The following is a 19,958-nucleotide window of genomic DNA, read 5'->3' on the forward strand; positions in this document are numbered from 1 at the left end:
CATTTATCTTCCTTTATACATATCCTCGTAGTACTTCTCATACTCTCCGCTCGTGATGTTGTCCATTCAGGCTTCGTTCTCAAGGCACCACTTCACTGTCTTCTCGATGCTCTCTTCAAATTGGAGTGATGGTTCCCAGCCAATTTCCTTCTGCAGTTTGGTGCTATCAATAGCATAACGTGCATCATGACCGAAACGGTCGGTGACGTACGTAATGAGGTCAAGGTCGGCACCCTCTGGACGGCCAAGGAGACGGTCCACTGTCTTGATAACGGTATGGATGATATCAATGTTCTTCCACTCATTAAAACCGCCAATGTTGTAAGTCTCTGCAATAGTACCCTTGTGGAAAATCACATCTATTGCACGGGCATGATCCACGACATACAACCAGTCGCGTACATTCTCGCCCTTGCCATAAACAGGGAGAGGCTTGCGGTGGCAGATGTTGTTGATGAACAGCGGTATCAGCTTCTCTGGGAACTGATAGGAACCGTAATTATTAGAGCGGTTGGTCACGATAGTTGGCATGCCGTAGGTATCGTGGAAGGCACGGACAAAATGGTCGCTACTAGCCTTGCTTGCTGAATATGGTGAGTGAGGATTATACTTGGTGATTTCATAAAAGAAGTCCTTGCCGTAAGCAAAATGATGTTCAGAAGAACTTGAGTTGTGGTGAACGGAGGTTCAATTTCCTCAGGATTGGCCATTTCAAATGCGCCATAGACTTCATCGGTTGAGATATGATAGAAGCGCTTGCCCTCATACTTCTCAGGGAGTGATTCCCAATAAAGCTTTGCAGCCTGAAGAAGGCTCAAGGCACCCATCACATTAGTTCGAGCAAAAGTGAACGAGTCTTTGATGCTTCTATCAACATGACTTTCAGCAGCAAGATGGATGATGCCATCAATCTTCTCGTCCTGCATCAGCTTATAGAATGCATCGAAGTCACATATATTCATCTTGATGAACTTGTAGTTGGGCTTATCCTCAACATCTTTGAGGTTGGCGAGGTTGCCAGCGTATGTGAAATTATCTAGGTTGATGATGTTGTACTCGGGGTACCTGTTTACGAAAAGGCGAACAACGTGGATGCCAATGAAACCGGCACCACCAGTGACAACGATATTTTTCATATTTTTATACTTGATAAAAAGTCACAATCAAGCCCGCATGATATTTATTGCGGAGTAATCATCGATTTGCAGAAAAAGTGTAACTATCTTAGAATGAGACAGGTATACACACTTCTTCAGAAACATGGCATTGCCATCAGTATGACGGAAGACTACAAACCGACCGACAATGCCGTTGCGGAACGTATCAACGGAATTATTAAGACGGAAAGTAGCCATTCTCGACACCGGTTCAATGACATCGGGCATGCAAGAAATGTAATAGGCCGCTGCATACATTTTTATAACCATCGCAGACTGCATATGAGCATCGGATACAAAATACCCGCTGTGGCGCATCTGGAGAAGGGAATACAGAAGAAAGGGTGGCAAAAGAAAAAATATCCTTCTAAAAGTAGCAATAAAGAGAAGGATACAATATCTTTGCAAAGCCGAACAACAAGTCCGGGAGAAGGCGTATGCCGGCGTACCTGACAAAAACAGATTCCCCATCCGGGGGCACCCTGTCTTGCCGAACAAGCAAGCACGGACGCTGTAAATCCGGCAAGACGACTGTCTACAGAATCAGGACAACTCACTTAAGTGTGTCTACCATATCAGCATGGCTTAGGAGGAAGTGACTACTGAAGCAGTACGATATTCTAAAGAACAGTCTACTGATATCGTTTATAAACAGAAAAAGCGTATAGCTAAATCAGGAAAAGACAGCGGTTTAAAGAAAAGATATGTTTATCCTTACCATCATCCAAGATTACATCAAAGCTACCTGACATTGCTACTATGAATTCACAATTCTCATAATAAGCATGCCCTCCTCTTTTTTCTCCTCCAGGTACATATGCACGTTCAATCTTAAAAGGGATCTGTTTAAACTCCTCTATAATAGACAAATTTCCCCTTTTATCTCCAATCTTGAGGAGCTGTATTATTTTTGGTTGTTCCATATTTTATGTTTTATATCTGTTTTTTTTACATTCCAGAAAGACTTGCAACAGCCAAATTTTAGTTTTTTTATTACTTTTCAACAATCCTCCCCAAAATGCAGAGGCAATCAACAAGTGTTATATTACGAAATTATATTAAAAAATGCCTTTCTGGGACAACGCCTCCTGCAAGAAGAAAAACTTTCATGTTATATATTTTACAAAATTGTAATCGCCCCATAGCAAGGTCTCAGTGCCAAATGTCTATGAATACTAAAACCATTCTTATTCACACCATCCACGTCATGATATTTGCCACAATAGATTCTATCACCATTGTGATCTACATCAGAGCACCATACAAAATCGTGATACCATAGCTTCTTTCTCTTTGATAGCCAAAGGACAAAGAATGAATAGGTACACTGAATAGCAGTTGGGAATGAGATTGTCATCATCAATTCTGTTGGCATGACAGCGCGACTATCTTCAAATACATCCTTACGAATAAGATACCAACCTTCTTTCATTGCTAAATCAATAAAGTCTTCCTGTTCATACCAATCCTGATTGTAGAAACAAGGTTCACATACTCCTGAGTCTTTACCAAAAATAGACTTCATATTTCGAATGGTGACTTTTTTACTATCCTCAAATTCAGACAATCCAAGAACTAAACAATAATGATTCTTAACTTCTGAAAGTTCTTCTTCCGAATAAGGAATTGTTGGCAGTTTTACAGGGTATGAGAAATTTAAAATAGGCGCACATGCTTGAAGTTCATCAAGTCCAATGAAAGCATCGCTCATAATCTCCTTAGCTCTTTCTATAGTGATATTACTCATTTTTTATTTATTATCAAGAAAAGATTCTTTCCACCTCTGATATTTAACAACCTCTTCAACATTTGCCAAATGGCCTAATGCTGTATAATTTTCTATCCTATCGAATTCTCCTTTAAGTCGATCAAAGCGCATCCCCCATCCACTATCCACAAACCATTTGAGATTTCTTGCAGGCGCATTATAGAGGATGATACCACTTTTTGAATCAAGCACTTGACGCAGGAAAGTCAAATAAGCACGGTACTGATGCTCGTGTGAGGCCACCAATGCAAGACGTTTCCAGCCATTCTCCATAGCCATCTTTACAATCTCGACAGCTTGTTGTTGTGTCTGAAGAGATTTATTCTCATGAATCAAATCTTCTTCAAGAACTCCCGCTTTTAGGATAAGCGGCTTTATTTCCTCAAATGGATAACTGCCATATTCTTTCTGAACAATAGCACCACTGAAGACAATCTTTTTGCCCATACCTCGATGATAAAGGTTGACAGCTTTTTGATACCTATGGAAGCCATCGCCCTCCAAGAGAATGATGGCATCCGAAGGTTTCAAGCAATCGTTGTTGACAATTGCCATGATAATTTCTCTATCTGTAATCATCTATTAAAGATCTTCCCAGAAAATAGGATCACGGGCAAGGATGTCCTTATTGACAGTCTTGCCAATGATCACGTCCTTATACTTAGGCAGAATACCCAGGGCAGGACGCAACACGTCCAAATCACCTTCAGTAATCACCTGGCCTTTCTTCAAATCCTTCCTGGCATAGAGGCAACGACGTTGTACGAATACGGTCTCGCCTTCCTCCTTCTGCACTTCCTTACGAGTGCTACCCATAGCCTTTTCAACTTCACGGATACTATCCACCATAAACTTAAACTCAGTAGGCTCCATAGAATGAGGATGGTCAGGGCCCTTGTCCTTCTTGTCCAGCGTAAAGTGCTTCTCAATCACGCGACCGCCCAGAACCACAGAAGCAATGGCCACAACGGAGCCGGGTGCATGATCGCTGTAACCGGTCAGGCAGCCAAAGGCGCTCTGATAGGTCTTCAGCACGTTAACATTGGCACTCTCCAGCTTGGAAGGATAGTTGGTAATGCACTGCATCAGTACAAAGTCCTTGTTACCAGTCCTCTCAATGGTGCGCACAGCCTCATCAATCTCAGACATGGTGGCATCACCTGTAGCCAGCATGATAGGCATACCCTTACGAGCAATGTAGTCCAGCATTTCCAGCCAAGTGATTTCACCAGAGCCAATCTTGATAAAAGGTAGCTTCATCTTGGCGCAGAGGTCAACGGCCTCCTTATTGTAAGGAGAGGTTGAGAAGTCAATACCTATCTTTGCACAATAGTCTGCCAACTCCTGATGCCACTCCAGCGGGAGTTCCACATCCCTGAATACCTCGCTCACGGTACGCCCCCATGAGCCATGTACGCCGTGAAGTTCCATCTTTGAGAAACCGCCCTCAGAGACAATGCTCTCGGCTTTGAAGGTTTGGAATTTGGCGCAGTCAGCACCTGCGGTCTTGGCGGCGTCAATCAGGCGTTTTGCCTTATCAAGACTACCATCAAAGTTACCACCAATCTCAGCAATGATATAGGTGGGATAGTCGAGACCTATCATACGGTCACCGATCTTGATGTTTTGATTAAAATCCAACATATTTGATTATTAATTTAAGCGTTTAAAACCGGATTGACAAACAGGGCCTTCCAGTGCTTTCATTACATCGCGACCATCTTCGAAGTCACGGATATCGGCAAACACCTTATCCAACTCCTCAAAGTAATGGTCAATGATATCAGACGTGTGGGCAATGCAAGGATACATGCTGTTACCTGCCAGGAAACCCTTCTTTAACATCTGCTGTGTGATGTAGGTTTTGTAAGCAAGATGGTTGGGGCTATCGAAGTTATAACCAGCCAATGCAGGAATACCCCATTGGATAATCTTCAGACCATACTTGTCTGCCAATGTCTGCCAACGACGCTTATTCTCCATACCCTTGGCGGTAATAATTTCCCAAGACTTCATGCGCTCCATCTCTGCCATAGCAGCCAGTGCAGCAGTAGGTCCAATACGCTCTGTCCAGAAAGTAGAGCTAATCCAAGAACCCTGAGCAGCTTCCATTATATCCTTGCGACCAATTACTGCGGCGCAAGCATAACCATTAGCCATGGTCTTGCTATAAATGGTCATATCAGGAATCACACCATATTTCTTGAACAGGCCACCAAAAGTCTCACGAAAACCACTAGTACATTCATCAAAGATAAGGATGATGCCACGTTCGGTACAAAGGTCACGAACCTTTCCAAGAAAGTTGTCCTCAGGACCAAAGTTACGACATACTTCCATCTTGACAATAGCCAAATCTGGATTCTTGTTGACAATGTCAAGCAGTTCCTCAAAGTTGTTGTAGTGAAAAGGAATAGCCGTCCCACGAAGTTCACTGGGTACACCATTGGTAGGAATACCAGGGAGAAGGTGCCCTGCAAGAGCATTACTCTCACCTAAATTCACAGATACATACCAGTCGTGCCATCCGTGATAACCACAAATAGCAACTTTGTCTTTTCCAGTAAAAGCACGAGCAATACGAACACACATAGAGTTGGCTTCGCCACCGCCACGAGTATAACGAACACCACCTGCCCAAGTCTCCATCGAAAGAAGTTTTTCAGCCAGATAAACCTCCTCAGGGCAATTAAGCGTAGTCATATTACCATTCTTAACCACCTCCATAACAGCCTCATCAACAGCGTCATTGGCATAACCAAGGGTGTTGGTGCCAATGCCCATCATGGAACAGTCATAGTAATGGTTACCATCCAAATCCCATACTTCACAGCCTTTAGATTTACTGTAATATGAAGGCCAACTCTCGGGCAATAATTGCTCAGGTCTCTTAGAAAGGAGAGAGGTTCCTCCAGGAATCATTGTTTTTGCTTTCTTGTAAAGCTCTTGACCTTTTCCCATAATAAATTTTATCTGATTATTTAATTTCTTTATCATTTGCCAAAGACTTAGCATATCCTTCATTGCGCATGATGGAAGAATTAATGTCCTTCACATCCTTGTGCATATCCAAATAGTTCACATAGTCAGCACAATGCTTATCAACTCCAACGTTCTCAATGAGAACCTTAATAACCTCAAAGTCGCGCTGTTCATCAACCGTGATGCGGAGTGCGGACAAATCCACATCATTCACCACATTGAATGACTTAAAGATAGTACCACCCATTACCGTGGAGTTTTTCTTGATGTAAGGAGTCACATGTTCATGTTCGCTGGGCAGTTTGGCATCCTTCCACGCAACTTCCAAAACAGAGAACTTGAATACCTCAACATCCATTCCATCAGGATAGGTAGGAATCAAGGTGTTTGATGCATAGTCATAGCCACCATCAATACAAGTCTTGATGGTCTGGTCAATAATATCCGAATCAATCAGAGGGCAGTCGGAGGTAACACGCACTATATAATCCGGATTCTCAGGCTTAGCCGTCTGATAGAAACGGTCAAGTACATCATCCACTGAACCCTGACAATATTCCACACCTACTTTATCGCAGATGTCAATGATATACTTGGATCCTTCCTCATCAGTGGTAGCCACCTTAAGTTTGGTTATCATCTTCGACTGTATAATGCGGCGAAGGTGGAGCTCCAATAATGTAACACCATTCACTTCCTTCAATATTTTTGCAGGAAAGCGGGCTGAGCCGTAACGGGCTTGAGTGATTGCTAACACTTTCATTTTACCTCGAAATTTGGATCAACATATTTCTTGATGTTTTCACGCATAGACTCCACTGTTTCCCACTCAGTATTGATATCCGAACTATAATGGAATCCATCAGAAACCAATTTCGCATTATGATGTTTGATAAACTCTTCGCGAGTATGTATGTAAGACACAGATGGCATGATTACATAGTATTTACCCAAATCTATGGTGTCTAGTGCATCTGTAACCGTAATCATCTCCTCGTGAAGCTTCTCACCTGGGCGTATTCCTACCTCTACCTGCTTAAGGTTTGGTGCTATTGCAGTAGCAACGTCGCAAATCTTATATGAAGGAATCTTAGGAATAAAAATCTCCCCACCAAGATGATGACCAATAGCATACATCACCATAGCGACACCTGCTTCCAAGGAAATATTAAATCGCGTCATACGCATATCAGTAATAGGCAGTTCCTTAGCGCCCTGATCTCTCAATTTAATGAAGAAAGGAATAACGGAACCTCGAGAGCCCATTACGTTACCGTAACGAACCACTGAGAACCGGATATCCTTACTACCCTTGATGTTATTGGCTGCACAGAAAAGCTTATCACTAGTCAATTTCGTAGCACCATAGAGGTTGATAGGTGCGCATGCCTTATCGGTGCTAAGTGCGACAACATCACTTACGCCTGTTGCCAAAGCCGCTTTAATTACATTCTGCGCTCCATGCACATTGGTCTTTATGCACTCTTCCGGATTATACTCCGCCGTATCCACCTGTTTGATTGCAGCAGCATGGATAATCACATTTACTCCCTCACAAGCACGCGTCAGACGTTCCAAATCACGAACATCCCCAATAAAGAAGCGAAGTTGCGGATATTTTCTTTCCGGATACTTTTGTTTTAACTCAAATTGTTTGAGTTCATCACGTGAATAGATAATGATTTTTTTCACTTGCGGATAATCACGTAAAATCGTTTCCACAAACTTCTTACCGAACGAACCAGTTCCTCCGGTAATCAATACGACTTTATTATTCAACATTATAATAAAATATTAGTTATAGCCTTTTCTTTGGTTATAAGTTTCTACCCCACCACCTCCAGCATCCCCCCCGCAATCTCCATCCTGGCGCATCCCAGCATATCCACCCGTATCACCAAGTAGTTTTTTCCATCTCCAACTTCCAGCACATACCCTTCCAGCCCCATGAGCTTGCCGCCGTTGACACGGACTTTGGCTCCAAGGGGGATATCGATGGGGGCGATGGAGACTTCGCTGTCGCCGTCGTTCACCATCCGTTTGAGGCTGCACATCTGGCTGTCGGGGATGACGGCTACGGGGCGGATGCCTGTAGCGCCAGGCTTGCCGGCGATGTTCACCATGAAGCGTTTGATGTAGGGCAGGCGGACGATGTCCCGGCGGCGCAGCTGCTCCGTACAACGGATGAAGAGCATGGAGGGAAAGAGGATGCGCTCTACGGTGCGGCGCTTGCCGTCGGCACGGACACAGAGCGTTTGCTGGACGGGGACATAGACTTCGTAATCCTTGGCGCCGGAGGGCTGAGCGGCAATGCGGGCTTCGAGCTTGTCGCGGCAGATGCGCTCGGAGTTGTTGCCCACAATGGCGATGTACCACTGCTTCATTGCGGGTGTTTTCTCCGCGGCGGGTACGCCTACGGCGTCGTCGGTTTCTGCAACCGCCGCTGTCTTCCGAGGCTTGAGCGAACTCTTTTCTGTATTTTTTTTCACAAACTGATGAAAGCCTTAGAACTATTCAATCCTCTTCTTTTTCACTTTTCCGGCGGCGTCTCCATACGACCTCTCTCACTCATACAAGAGAAAGAGACCAAAGAAAGCCAAAGCGTGCCGGACGAGACTACAAGCGGCTTCTTATCGCAAGGATATGGCGCCGACGCAACGGTCAGAGAATCGTCTGTCGATGCAAAGATACTGCTTTTTTTCATATCCCACCGCTTATCTTTTAAAAAAAAAGAAAAATTTCAACAGAACGATAAGTTCCACTAAGAAGTGCAAATAGTCTCTGTTATTAGAAGGTGACTATAAAAAACACTCGAAGAGCGCTGTCGGCAAGGGGCTGAAAGCCCCGACGAAACAAAAGATTTCAATAGCAATACAAAAAAAGAGAAAAGGGAGACCGAAATCTCCCCGAGATTAATCAACTTTGTATTGTTATGAAATATCATCAATTAACCTCAGCACAAAAGTACATAAAAAGCATGAGCTTTTTACACCGGCATAATAAAGAAATCATTTTTTTCTAATGAGGAAAGATACACGATTTTTGTATTGCTGAAAAAGAGAATATCGGTAAAAGACATTGCAGATACGATAAATGTGTAGCAAATAGAACGGTTGCCAAATTGTTACTCGAAAATCTGTCTGTCATACGGAACACCTTTGTACAAAGGGTTACTGGCTCTCTAACCAAAGTTACGGAAAACATCATTCCTGATAGAACAAAAAGAAGGACAGAACGTAAAAAAAGAAGGCTACCTCAAAGCAAATTGAGATAGCCTTTTTACAATCGGATAGGTTATAATCAATTAGGTTGAGCCAATTTATTATCCGAGCCAAGCACGTTGATAATCTTATGCTTGTACAATTTTTCCATATTGTCGCGAGCCGGACCGAGATACTTACGCGGGTCGAACTCTGCAGGTTTCTCTGCAAAAACCTTACGAACTGCGGCCGTCATTGCCAAACGAGAGTCCGAGTCGATATTGATTTTGCAAACGGCAGATTTCGCAGCCTTGCGCAGTTGTTCTTCAGGAATACCGATAGCTGCTTCCAGCTTACCGCCATATTTATTGATGGTATCCACTTCTTCCTGAGGAACTGAAGAAGAGCCGTGAAGAACGATGGGGAATCCCGGAAGTTTCTTCATTACGGCATCCAGCACGGCAAATTCCAGAGGAGGAGGAACCAGACGGCCGGTAGCAGGATCTACATGGCACTGTTCCGGTCTGAACTTGTATGCGCCATGAGAAGTTCCGATAGAGATGGCCAGAGAATCGCAACCGGTACGGGTAGCAAAGTCAATCACCTCTTCCGGATTGGTATATGTGTGGTGCTCGGCAGACACTTCATCTTCCACGCCGGCCAGTACGCCCAGTTCACCTTCTACGGTTACATCGAACTGATGAGCGTATTCAACCACTTTCTTGGTCAAAGCAACGTTTTCTTCGTAAGGCAAGTGCGAGCCGTCAATCATTACTGAAGAGAAACCTGAATCGATACAAGACTTGCAAGTTTCAAAAGTATCACCGTGGTCCAGGTGAAGAACAATTTCCGGATGTGCGCACCCCAATTCCTTGGCATATTCCACAGCGCCTTGCGCCATGTAGCGCAACAATGTAGCGTTGGCATACTGACGAGCACCTTTGGATACCTGAAGAATGACAGGAGATTTAGTTTCGACAGCAGCCTTGATGATGGCCTGCATCTGTTCCATATTGTTGAAGTTGAATGCCGGAATAGCATACCCGCCTTTAATGGCTCTGGCAAACATCTCTCTTGTGTTTACCAGTCCTAAATCTTTGTAGTTTACCATTTTGTTTAAAGTTTATTGTTAGTGAATAAAAATTCTATGCAAAAGTAATCATTATCCTTCAAACTAAACCACCCGACCGGAATAAAAGTTCAGGTTTTCGCCGTCAATTACATTCTATTTCAAAGCTATTGGTTTCATTTAACAGAAGATTGCAATCTCTATATTACAAAAAAACGGCAAATTTCTGCTTTTCACCCACCTTTTACTTACACGGTTTTATCAATAAATTTACCCTTCGCGACCTCTTCTTTCCAGTTACTTTCCGGACTCTAAAAAAAACTTCTCTCACAGCTGTCCCTGTGGTGTTTTTTCGTACCTTTCCTCTAAAAAGAAAAATCTCCATCTATTATATATCCATATTTAACCGATTCGTATTCCTTTGGTTATATTATAGCTTGTAAACTTTTCCCATAAGTCTCTTTAGACGACAAGTATTTTGTCGTCTGTACTAATAAAGTTTTTTACTTTCCTCTTCAGCCTGGAAGGACTACGCCGGTGTCCAATCCCTCTATGGATGCAATAATTTTGTAAACGCGCTCATGTGGCGGCACAAAGGTAATTATGTTGTCGATAGAGGTATATCGGAATGGTCTATCCGACCAATAACGATTCTAATTCCCGGATTTTATTTTGCCATTCCGCCTCCTTTTCAAGACGCTTGAGATAAACATCCATAAAATCCTCATCTTTTGTCAGCATGTGCCATACCGCGACTAATATCTTTCGGGCGATGGCTACTTGTATCTTCATCTTGTTCTTATGCCGTTGGGTGCATTGCACGTAGCTGAAGTTTGAGAAAAAGCAGTTTCGGGTTCTTGATGCGCCCCAGGATATTTCAACCAATATCTGACGCAGGAATCGGTTCCCATGCGTCGTCCTATTGCTCTTGACTTTATTGTTGCTTATATCATTGCGTGGTTTCAATCCACACCATCCAACAAGATTTGTTGCTTTTTCAAACGGTTTCATGTCAGCCCCGGTCTCCGCAATTATAGCTGAAGCTGCGCGTTCTTTAACACCGGGGATGCTCTGTAGACGTTTGAATTGTTTCGGGAAATGTTCCTGACACATGGCAATGAGAGCTTGCCTGCATTCTTCGATTTGTCGCCCGATTACGTCTATAAGCTCTGCGTATTGCTTTAATAAACAGATGTCTGCCTGGTGAAAGTCACCCGTTACGGCATCCTTTATGATGTTAAGTCCGTATTTACGTAGAGTTTTTCCATGAATGAGTTTCACCAACTCCTCAGGGGCTGTTATCCCGGTTATTATCGCACGGACGCACTTCTGATAACTTTTTCCATTGACGCGGGATACATAGTTACTTAACCGGAAACCACATCGCTGTAAAGCAGCGTCCAATTTATTCAGGTCTTCATTCAGGTCGAAGATGCGACGGTTATACTTGCGCATATCCTGCACGCTCTTCTCCGGCACAAAACTTCCCCGAATCAGATGCTTCAACAGACACTCCGCTATCCATTGGGCATCTTTCACATCACTCTTGCGACCGGGAAGCTGCTTTATAAAATAAGGATTTACCAATTTGAGCGACATGCTATCGCACAAGGCATTCCACACCGGAACCCAATAGGTCGAGGTGCTTTCCATTGCCGCCTCTGTCACCCCATGAGAAACCATATCCGAACACATAAGTTGCAAATCCGGAGTTAATGTGCCATAAACATTTGCAAAAATAACGGTCTCTGCAGTGTCCAACACACAGAGATAAACTGTATCTTTGTGCACATCGAGGCCGGCCACGATTCTGTCTTTGTCCATATTTGAGATTTTTTAGTTACACTCCTTAAATATAGGACATTCGTAACAATTAAACAAAGCATGAAGCTGAGTTTGTGGCCCGGCCTCGGTTTTTATTACGCCGGTATAGAAAAACTCGATTTTTCTATATAATTTTGTGCATCAAAAAAAAAGTTTTATGCCGAATATGGAAGCATTCACATTAGAGAATTCTGAAAAAATATTGCTTGTCGCAATAAGCGTGTTGTTCATCATCCAGACTCTTTACTACTTCTGTCTGTACAATCGCATTCACTCCCGAAACCGTGCAGTGAAACAAGGTGATACACATTTTGCGCAAGCGCTTCCACCTGTATCGATCATCATTTGTGCCCACGACGAAGCAGAAAATTTACGCGACAACCTGAGTGCCGTGTTGGAGCAAGACTATCCCCAATACGAGGTTATCGTCATCAATGACGGGAACACCGATGAAAGCAAAGACTACCTGACATTGCTCGAAGAAAAATACCCCCATCTATACCACAGTTTTGTTCCGGCTTCTTCCCGCTATATCAGCCGGAAGAAGCTGGCCGCAACACTCGGCATTAAAGCCAGCAAGTACGATTGGGTAGTATTCACCGACGCCAACTGCCGGCCGCAAAGCAATCAATGGTTGCGATTGTTGGCACGCAACTTCACGCCGCGCACTCAGGTGGTGCTGGGTTACAGTGGATATGAACGCGGCAAAGGCTGGTTGCATAAGCAAGTGTCTTTCGACAATCTGTTCACCTCCATGCGCTATTTGGGATTTGCCTTGGCCGGCAGCCCCTACATGGGCATAGGACGCAACCTTGCCTACAGAAAAGAGTTGTTTTATCAGCAAAAAGGCTTCGCGGCCCACCTCAACCTGCAAAGAGGAGACGACGACCTTTTTATCAACCGCATAGCCACAGCCGACAACACAAGGATAGAGACGGACGCGGACGCCATCGTGCGCATGCAACCCGTCCGGCGGGCCAAAGACTGGCGAGAGGAGAAAATCGGATATACTTCTACATCCTATCTGTATCATGGGATGCAACGATGGTTGGCAGGAGGAGAGACCTTTACACGCTTGGCTTTCCATGCGACATGGATAACCCTGCTCATCGTCGGCATTCTGCATGCCAACCGGCCGGCAGCCGGAATCGCATTCACACTTTTCCTGCTACGCTTCATCGTGCAGGCCATCATCATCAATCAAACGGCAAAAGACTTGAAGGAGAAACGCAGGTACTACTTCACACTCCCCTTGTTCGATTTGTTGCAACCGATGCAATCCATGCGTTGGAAGTTATACTGCCTGTTACGCAAAAAGAGCAACTTCCTCAGAAAATGAAACCTTTTACTCGTATCGGATAGAGGTGGCCGGGTGGATGCGCGTAATCAGGAAAGAGGGTCCCAGCAACATCAGCACGGCAGCCAATAGGGTGCCGACATTCAGCAATAAGAACAACCAGATATTGAAAGATACCGGAACCGCAGCCATATAGTACGTTTCCGGATCAAGTTTGAATAAGCCGAACCAATGCTGAACAAAATAGAATGCCAGTCCGATAGCATTTCCCCACAACATTCCTTTCCCTATCAGAAAGACTGAAAACCAGAGAAAAACCTTACGAATGGTAAAATTATTGGCTCCCAGCGATTTCAGCACACCTATCATGGAAGTACGCTCTATGATGATAATCAGCAAACCGGAAACCATCGTAAAGCCGGCAACTCCAATCATGAGTATAAGAATAACCCAGATATTCACATCCAATATGCCCAACCAGGCAAAAATAGGAGGATTAAGCTGCTCCACGTTACGTACACAATATTCGGCGCCATAACGGTCGAAGCACTGATCTGTATCGGCGGCAATCTCATAAGTGACTTCTTCCAGCCTGTCATAGTCGCGGATTTCCAATTCTACCCCGCTCACCTGATCCGGTTGCCAACCATTCAAGCGATTTACCAAACAAATATCGGTAAGGAGGAAAAGGTTGTCGTATTCTGAAAAGTTCGTCTGATAGATACCCACAATCTTCAAGCGACGGGCACGCACGTCATCCTGAATAAAATACGCGTCAATCTTGTCGCCAAGCTTCAACTTCATTTTATCGGCAAGTAGCTTTGAGATGACCACACGATTGGAGGAAGCCGAGTCACTGAACTGTGGAAATTCACCTTGAATGATATGTCGGCGGAAGAATGTCCTGTCATACTCAGGGCCGACACCCTTCAATACCATTCCCTGAAATGCGTCGGAAGTCTTTATCATGCCAGGTTTGGTGGAATAACGTTGCACATGCTTCACCTCCAGATAATCGGTAAGTGCGGCAATCATGCTATCGCCCACTGCAACGGGGCGTGTCTCGTAGGAACGTGCGGCATCGAGATTGCTTATCTGTATATGCGCACCGAAGCCGACAATCTTATCGCGCACTTCGCTCTTGAAACCTATGATTACGGACACGGCAATAATCATTACCGCCAGACCTATGGCAATGCCAATCATGGCGATAAGTACGGCAGGACGGGAAACTTGCTTTCCCGGTTGTGCATTACGATAAATGCGAAGCGCTATGAAACGAGATAAATCCATACCCTGTGCCCGACAGCCATTTATTCAGTACGCCCCGGATAAGCCTCCAATGCCTTCTGCAAGACAAATAGCGCCCGTGTCAGATCTTCTTTTTTCAACACATAAGCAATGCGCACCTCGTTACGCCCGGCACCCGGCGTAGTATAGAAACCTGATGCCGGAGCCATAAAGACCGTCTGCCCTTCGTACTCGAAATCGGAAAGACACCAAGCGCAGAACTTGTCGGAATCATCTACCGGCAATTTAGCCACGGTGTAGAATGCTCCCATCGGAATGGGAGAATAGACACCGGGAATGCGATTCAGCCCATCAATCAAGCATTTACGGCGTTCCACATATTCATCATACGTGTCGCGCAGATAATCCTCACTCGCATCAAGCGAAGCCTCTGCCGCAATCTGACCAATCAGGGGAGGACTGAGGCGGGCTTGGCAAAACTTCATGACTGCATCGCGTATCTCCTTATTCTTCGTTATCAAAGCCCCGATACGGATGCCGCACTCGGAGTAACGCTTGGATACGGAATCAATCAGTACCACATTGTTTTCGATACCTTCCAGATGGCAGGCCGAAATATAGGGGGAACCCGTATAAATAAATTCCCGGTACACCTCGTCCGAGAAAAGGAATAAATCGTATTTCTTCACTAAGTCGCGAATCTGGTTCATCTCGCGCCGTGTATAAAGATAGCCTGTCGGATTATTCGGGTTACAAATCAGTATGGCGCGCGTACGTTCATTTATCAGTTCCTCGAACTTCTCTACCTTGGGCAACGAAAAGCCCTCTTCTATAGTAGTGGCAATGGTACGTATCTTGGCTCCGGCAGAGATGGCAAACGCCATGTAATTGGCATAGGCCGGTTCGGGCACGATGATTTCATCGCCCGGGTTGAGGCAGGCCAGAAAAGAGAACAATACGGCTTCCGAACCGCCGGAAGTGATGATGATGTCGTCTGCCGTGAGATGGATGTTGTATTTCTCGTAGTAGCCCACCAACTTCTCGCGATAACTGCGATAGCCCGCACTGGGGCTATATTCCAGAATCTTCCGGTCGATATTTCTTATCGCCTCAATAGCAACTTGCGGTGTAGGGAGGTCGGGCTGCCCGATATTCAGATGGAATACATGTATGCCCCTTTGTTTGGCGGCGTCTGCCAGAGGAGCCAGCTTTCTGATGGGAGATGCGGGCATCTCCGTTCCACGAATAGATATTGTTGGCATTGAAGTCTTTTTTATTATTTGAAACTGCAAATGTAGCGCAATTATTCGAAACCGAAAGGAAGCATGGACATAAAAACTTTAGAAACTTTATTTTATCGTAAAAACGTTGTGTCATATAGAAAGAAACCCTTATTTTTGAATCTGCAAACAAGAAAAGAGCTTTGCTCACAAAAGCAAACAGTAAAAACTAAAACAACATCATGGTCATCAACCTAATAGCTTTTGCTTCTATCCTGCATAAACAGACCACTGTCCGTAACTCTCACGAAGTGATACTCACAGAGCTGGAAAAATATTTTACCGTCAATATCATCGATTACCAAAATCTCGACCAACTCTCGTCCGATGATTTCAGCATCCTGTTCATTGCCACCGGAGGTGTGGAACGATTGGTCATCCAACATTTCGAATCCCTGCCCCGCCCTGCCATCCTTTTGGCAGACGGCATGCAGAACTCGCTGGCCGCAGCACTCGAAATATCGTCATGGCTGCGCGGACGCGGAATGAAAAGCGAAATCCTTCATGGGGAACTGTCGGAGATTGTCAAACGCATCTTCGTTCTTCACAGCAACTTCATGGCGCAACGCAATCTTTCAGGGACTCGTGTCGGCGTGATAGGCACTCCGGCGGGTTGGTTGGTGGCCAGCAATGTAGATTACCTGCTTGCCAAACGCCGTTGGGGCATTGAATACACAGATATTCCATTGGAACGTGTGTATGAATATTACGAACAAATCACAGACGATGAAGTAGGCCAGGCATGTGCCGATTTGGCCGGAAAAGCATTGGTCTGCCGCGAAGCCACCCCCGAAGATTTGGTAAAAGCCATGCGCCTTTACCGTGCCGTCAAAAGAATAGTGACAGAAGAGAGGTTGAACGCCATAACCCTGAGTTGTTTCCGGCTGATAGAGCAGACAGGAACTACCGGATGCCTTGCACTTGCTTTGCTCAACGATGAAGGGATTGTGGCCGGATGTGAAGGAGATTTGCAGTCGGTTTTCAGTATGCTGGCCGTCAAGGCATTGACCGGAAAAGGTTCTTTCATGGCCAATCCTTCGATGATTAACACCCGCTCCAACGAAATCATATTGACCCATTGCAGCATCGGCATCACCCAGACAGAGAAATTCATTATCCGCAACCATTTTGAAACGGAAAGCGGCATAAGCATTCAGGGAATCTTGCCTACGGGAGACGTAACCATCGTAAAATGCGGAAGCGAAAGCTTGGACGAGTACTATCTAACCACCGGCACACTGATCGAAAACACCAACTACATCAATATGTGTCGCACGCAAGTAAGGGTAAAGCTGGATTCTTCCACCGATTATTTCCTCAAAACGCCCTTAGGCAACCATCACATCATGCTGCATGGCAATTATGAGGATGTGCTGAATGAATTTCTGCAAGCAAACGGGTGCAAACGGATTGAATAATCCGGTGGGTTGCACCTGTTTCACTCTGCTTCATCGGGCAGCCTCACCTCAAAGCGCGTCCCTTTTCCTTCTTCAGAAGTCACCGAGATGGTTCCACCAAGGCGGGTTACTATGGTCTGACAGATACTCAATCCCAAACCTGCGCCTTGAGTAAAATTATCCACCTTATAGAAACGTTCGAAGATGAGTTTTTTGTTCTCTTCGGAGATACCCTTACCGGTGTCTTCCACAAAGACTGTAGTGTATCCCGGCTCGGTAACTGTATATCCCAATGTGATGCTTCCTTCTGCCGTAAACTTCTTGGCATTGTTTATCAAGTTATTCACAACCTGCTTCAGCCGAACAGCATCCGTCCGTATAAACTTGTCTTCGTTTACCGGACATTCAACGCGCAGTTCCACTCCCCGCGGCATTCCCATGCGCTGACTGTTGTATATCTCTTGCATGACGGAAGTAAGATTGTAATTGGAGAACTTAAAATCCATCGTACCCGCCTCGATACGCGACAAATCGAGGATATCATTGATCAGTGCCAGCAGCAAAGAGCAATTGACGCCTATCAGTTCCACAAAATCTTGCACTTCTTCCGTGGTGAAAGCATCCAGGTTCTTCAGCAAATCCGAGAACCCCACAATGGCATTCAGCGGAGTGCGTATCTCGTGGCTCATGTTCGCCAAAAAAGCTGATTTAAGTTTATCGGCTTCCAAAGCATGGTCTCTGGCAGCAATCAGAGCAGTCTCCGTGTCTTTGTATCGCTGAATGCTCTGTCCTACGCCCAATACCATATAAGGGACATCAATAGCCAATCCCTTATAGATGGTACAGCGAAACTCCCACCATCCATAATCTCCTTCGGATTTCTTCACCCGGAAACTCATATGCACATTGGTGCACTCTCCATGCAAAAGGTCTAAAAAGCTATTATTAGCAGACTCACGGTCATCGGGATGTATCAAGCTTTGCATCTCTTCGGGAGTCATAAAACCGCGGTTTGGCGGATAGCCCAAACGAGCCAACAATCCTTCGGAGATGTTGAAGCGCTTGGTATGTGTGTCGAACTGCCACGGATATATGGAACTCTCGTCCATAGCCATGCGGAAAAGGCGTTTCTGCCTTTCTTCCTCAGAGATGTTACGGCATATCAACACAACACCGTTTATCCTACCTCTGGCAAAAACCGGAACAACCTCGCCGGACACGGGAAAGTAAAGTCCTTTTTGATTTTCGCACATGAAAGCATTGGAAGGAATGCGCATAGCCTTCTGTTGTGCAAGAACCTGCTTCAACAATTCAATCAAGATATTCTTACCATCGAGGTAAATATGAAAAACACTTCCTGCCTCCTGTCCCTCGTACGAACAAACCGAATGCCCCTCAAACGGGAGTCCGAGCATCTGTCTCAACGAACGATTGACAAAATGAATGCGCAAATCGCTATCATAAGATATAATACCGTCGCGGATAGAGTAGAATATATCGTCGAGCTCATTTCGCTGTTCCACCAAGCGCAATTGAATCAAGAGACGGGTCTGAGCTTGAATGCGACGGCGGGCTTCCTTCCTGTTAGAACGTACCAACCGGATTATCAAAACCACCGGCAATGCCATAACAAGCAAATAGAAAGTAATGAGCCATGCCATGTAGCGTTCGCTGAAAGAGATATTCATGACAATGCCATGTTTATTTACAACGCTACCGTCCACGTGAAAGAAAGCCAACTGCTTGTAGTCGTACAAGAACTTCCCCTCGAGGTTGACCACTCCATGGGCCGAAGGAGTGGTTTTTCCCGATAATATCCGTGCCGCCAGTTTCCCTGCCACCAACGTACTTTCCAAAGGTTCGGCGTCGTAAGCACAGAACACTCCGTTTGTCAGCGCCAGATTCTGTCCGGTGAAGACCGGTGCCTTGGAGTTCTTACCTATGAAAGAGAGAAAAGGACTCCATTTGGGAGCAACCACAACGCAGTCATAAGCATTATAATTGTAGCAAACGGAAGAGATGGCGGTTATAGGAGATTGCTTCTGCACGTTATTGCTGATAAGGGTATATTCCGGATTCTCTTTCTGAAACCCGGGCCATACACTCTCAAAAGCTTTCACTCCTCTGCGGCTGAGCAGAGAACTGTCGGAAAGACAAACAACCTCCTTGCGATGGGGAAATATGCGTTTCATCTCATCAAGCAGCTTCCTGAAATCTATTCCGACTGTGAAGCCGGAAACATTAGGCAGACTTTTCATCAACTCTTCATTGGGATATTTGATAGCCGTAACAACAACCGGCAACTGGTATCCCAACGAATCTCCACACTTCATCAAGCCATAAAAAGCCTCATCGCCCGACGTCACAATCAGATCCGTCCCACGTTGCCGCGCCCGTTGGCAAATGCGGCGCATAATCGCACGCTCCGAAACATAAAGCCAATAATCGGCGTTGATGTATTCCACGGTAACATCGGCTTTGACACCTTCCTTATTCAAACCTTTTTTCAATCCTTCGATAAGCACATCGTGGTAGGGAGTATTATTGGCATACGACTGTATAAACAGGATATTGTACGCACGGTCTGCACCGGAGATTGTACCGGACAGTACACCTGCCATTCCCAAGAGCAGAGACAGAAGGAGTCTTTTCATAGTAAATGTTGTTTGCCGATTAAATCGGTCGTTACATTCGCAAAGATAATGTTTTTGTCATTTCACGCATTGTTTTTAT

At 45.0% G+C, this 19,958-nt stretch carries 16 protein-coding genes and 2 pseudogenes; 3 read left to right on the forward strand and 15 right to left on the reverse strand.

What is annotated here, in order from left to right; genetic code table 11:
• Positions 1 to 3: 3 nt before the first annotated feature.
• A pseudogene (locus C4H11_RS04520) lies at positions 4 to 1,136 on the reverse strand (dTDP-glucose 4,6-dehydratase).
• A gap of 93 nt (positions 1,137 to 1,229) precedes the next feature.
• Between C4H11_RS04520 and C4H11_RS04525 the strand changes: the two are divergent.
• On the forward strand, positions 1,230 to 1,610 hold the full coding sequence (locus tag C4H11_RS04525) for an integrase core domain-containing protein (RefSeq protein ID WP_106040639.1): 381 nt from the start codon (positions 1,230 to 1,232) through the stop codon (positions 1,608 to 1,610).
• 224 nt (positions 1,611 to 1,834) lie between these two features.
• Here C4H11_RS04525 and C4H11_RS04530 read toward each other — a convergent pair.
• The 11 genes and pseudogenes from C4H11_RS04530 to C4H11_RS04580 all read right to left on the reverse strand — a co-directional run.
• Positions 1,835 to 2,080, reverse strand: a pseudogene (locus C4H11_RS04530) (WxcM-like domain-containing protein); the annotation flags it as partial.
• Between the two features lie 197 nt (positions 2,081 to 2,277).
• On the reverse strand, positions 2,278 to 2,904 hold the full coding sequence (locus C4H11_RS04535; RefSeq protein ID WP_106040641.1) for a hypothetical protein: 627 nt from the start codon (positions 2,902 to 2,904) through the stop codon (positions 2,278 to 2,280).
• Positions 2,905 to 2,907: 3 nt separating this feature from the next.
• Complete coding sequence (locus tag C4H11_RS04540) at positions 2,908 to 3,504, reverse strand: YdcF family protein (RefSeq protein ID WP_106040642.1); 597 nt, start codon at positions 3,502 to 3,504, stop codon at positions 2,908 to 2,910.
• A gap of 3 nt (positions 3,505 to 3,507) precedes the next feature.
• The gene (locus C4H11_RS04545; protein WP_106040643.1) at positions 3,508 to 4,569 is read right to left on the reverse strand and encodes an N-acetylneuraminate synthase family protein; all 1,062 of its coding nucleotides are present in this window, start codon (positions 4,567 to 4,569) and stop codon (positions 3,508 to 3,510) included.
• 9 nt (positions 4,570 to 4,578) lie between these two features.
• A complete protein-coding gene (locus tag C4H11_RS04550) occupies positions 4,579 to 5,922 on the reverse strand; it encodes an aminotransferase class III-fold pyridoxal phosphate-dependent enzyme (protein WP_234819881.1) in 1,344 nt (447 codons plus the stop codon).
• Entirely contained in the window at positions 5,903 to 6,670 is a 768-nt protein-coding gene (locus tag C4H11_RS04555; protein ID WP_106040644.1) for a cytidylyltransferase domain-containing protein, read from the reverse strand. The genes C4H11_RS04550 and C4H11_RS04555 overlap by 20 nt, the downstream gene beginning before the upstream one ends.
• Entirely contained in the window at positions 6,667 to 7,689 is a 1,023-nt protein-coding gene (gene pseB, locus C4H11_RS04560; protein ID WP_106040645.1) for a UDP-N-acetylglucosamine 4,6-dehydratase (inverting), read from the reverse strand. The genes C4H11_RS04555 and pseB overlap by 4 nt, the downstream gene beginning before the upstream one ends.
• A gap of 44 nt (positions 7,690 to 7,733) precedes the next feature.
• Positions 7,734 to 8,396, reverse strand: a complete 663-nt coding sequence (locus tag C4H11_RS04565; protein ID WP_234819882.1) for a transcription termination/antitermination NusG family protein — start codon at positions 8,394 to 8,396, stop codon at positions 7,734 to 7,736.
• Positions 8,397 to 8,437: 41 nt separating this feature from the next.
• Complete coding sequence (locus tag C4H11_RS14290) at positions 8,438 to 8,611, reverse strand: hypothetical protein (protein WP_170231665.1); 174 nt, start codon at positions 8,609 to 8,611, stop codon at positions 8,438 to 8,440.
• 596 nt (positions 8,612 to 9,207) lie between these two features.
• Positions 9,208 to 10,218, reverse strand: a complete 1,011-nt coding sequence (locus C4H11_RS04575; RefSeq protein WP_106040647.1) for a class II fructose-bisphosphate aldolase — start codon at positions 10,216 to 10,218, stop codon at positions 9,208 to 9,210.
• 591 nt (positions 10,219 to 10,809) lie between these two features.
• The gene (locus tag C4H11_RS04580) at positions 10,810 to 12,000 is read right to left on the reverse strand and encodes an IS110 family RNA-guided transposase (protein WP_106040648.1); all 1,191 of its coding nucleotides are present in this window, start codon (positions 11,998 to 12,000) and stop codon (positions 10,810 to 10,812) included.
• Between the two features lie 166 nt (positions 12,001 to 12,166).
• On the opposite strand from C4H11_RS04580, the gene C4H11_RS04585 reads away from it, so the two are divergent.
• A complete protein-coding gene (locus tag C4H11_RS04585) occupies positions 12,167 to 13,339 on the forward strand; it encodes a glycosyltransferase (RefSeq protein ID WP_106043136.1) in 1,173 nt (390 codons plus the stop codon).
• Between the two features lie 6 nt (positions 13,340 to 13,345).
• Here the strand turns inward: C4H11_RS04585 and C4H11_RS04590 are convergent, their stop codons facing one another.
• Both C4H11_RS04590 and C4H11_RS04595 read right to left on the reverse strand, forming a co-directional pair.
• Positions 13,346 to 14,590: an ABC transporter permease gene (locus tag C4H11_RS04590; RefSeq protein ID WP_106040649.1), complete on the reverse strand. Its 1,245-nt coding sequence runs from the start codon at positions 14,588 to 14,590 to the stop codon at positions 13,346 to 13,348.
• 20 nt (positions 14,591 to 14,610) lie between these two features.
• Positions 14,611 to 15,810, reverse strand: a complete 1,200-nt coding sequence (locus C4H11_RS04595) for a pyridoxal phosphate-dependent aminotransferase (protein ID WP_106040650.1) — start codon at positions 15,808 to 15,810, stop codon at positions 14,611 to 14,613.
• Between the two features lie 200 nt (positions 15,811 to 16,010).
• Here C4H11_RS04595 and C4H11_RS04600 point away from each other — a divergent pair, with 200 nt between their 5' ends.
• Positions 16,011 to 17,246 (forward strand): fucose isomerase, encoded by a 1,236-nt coding sequence (locus C4H11_RS04600; protein ID WP_106040651.1) that lies wholly within the window; start codon positions 16,011 to 16,013, stop codon positions 17,244 to 17,246.
• A gap of 20 nt (positions 17,247 to 17,266) precedes the next feature.
• Here the strand turns inward: C4H11_RS04600 and C4H11_RS04605 are convergent, their stop codons facing one another.
• Positions 17,267 to 19,879, reverse strand: a complete 2,613-nt coding sequence (locus C4H11_RS04605; RefSeq protein ID WP_106040652.1) for a sensor histidine kinase — start codon at positions 19,877 to 19,879, stop codon at positions 17,267 to 17,269.
• Between the last annotated feature and the right edge of the window lie 79 nt (positions 19,880 to 19,958).

It is taken from the genome of Bacteroides zoogleoformans (assembly GCF_002998435.1).
Taxonomy (GTDB): domain Bacteria; phylum Bacteroidota; class Bacteroidia; order Bacteroidales; family Bacteroidaceae; genus Bacteroides; species Bacteroides zoogleoformans.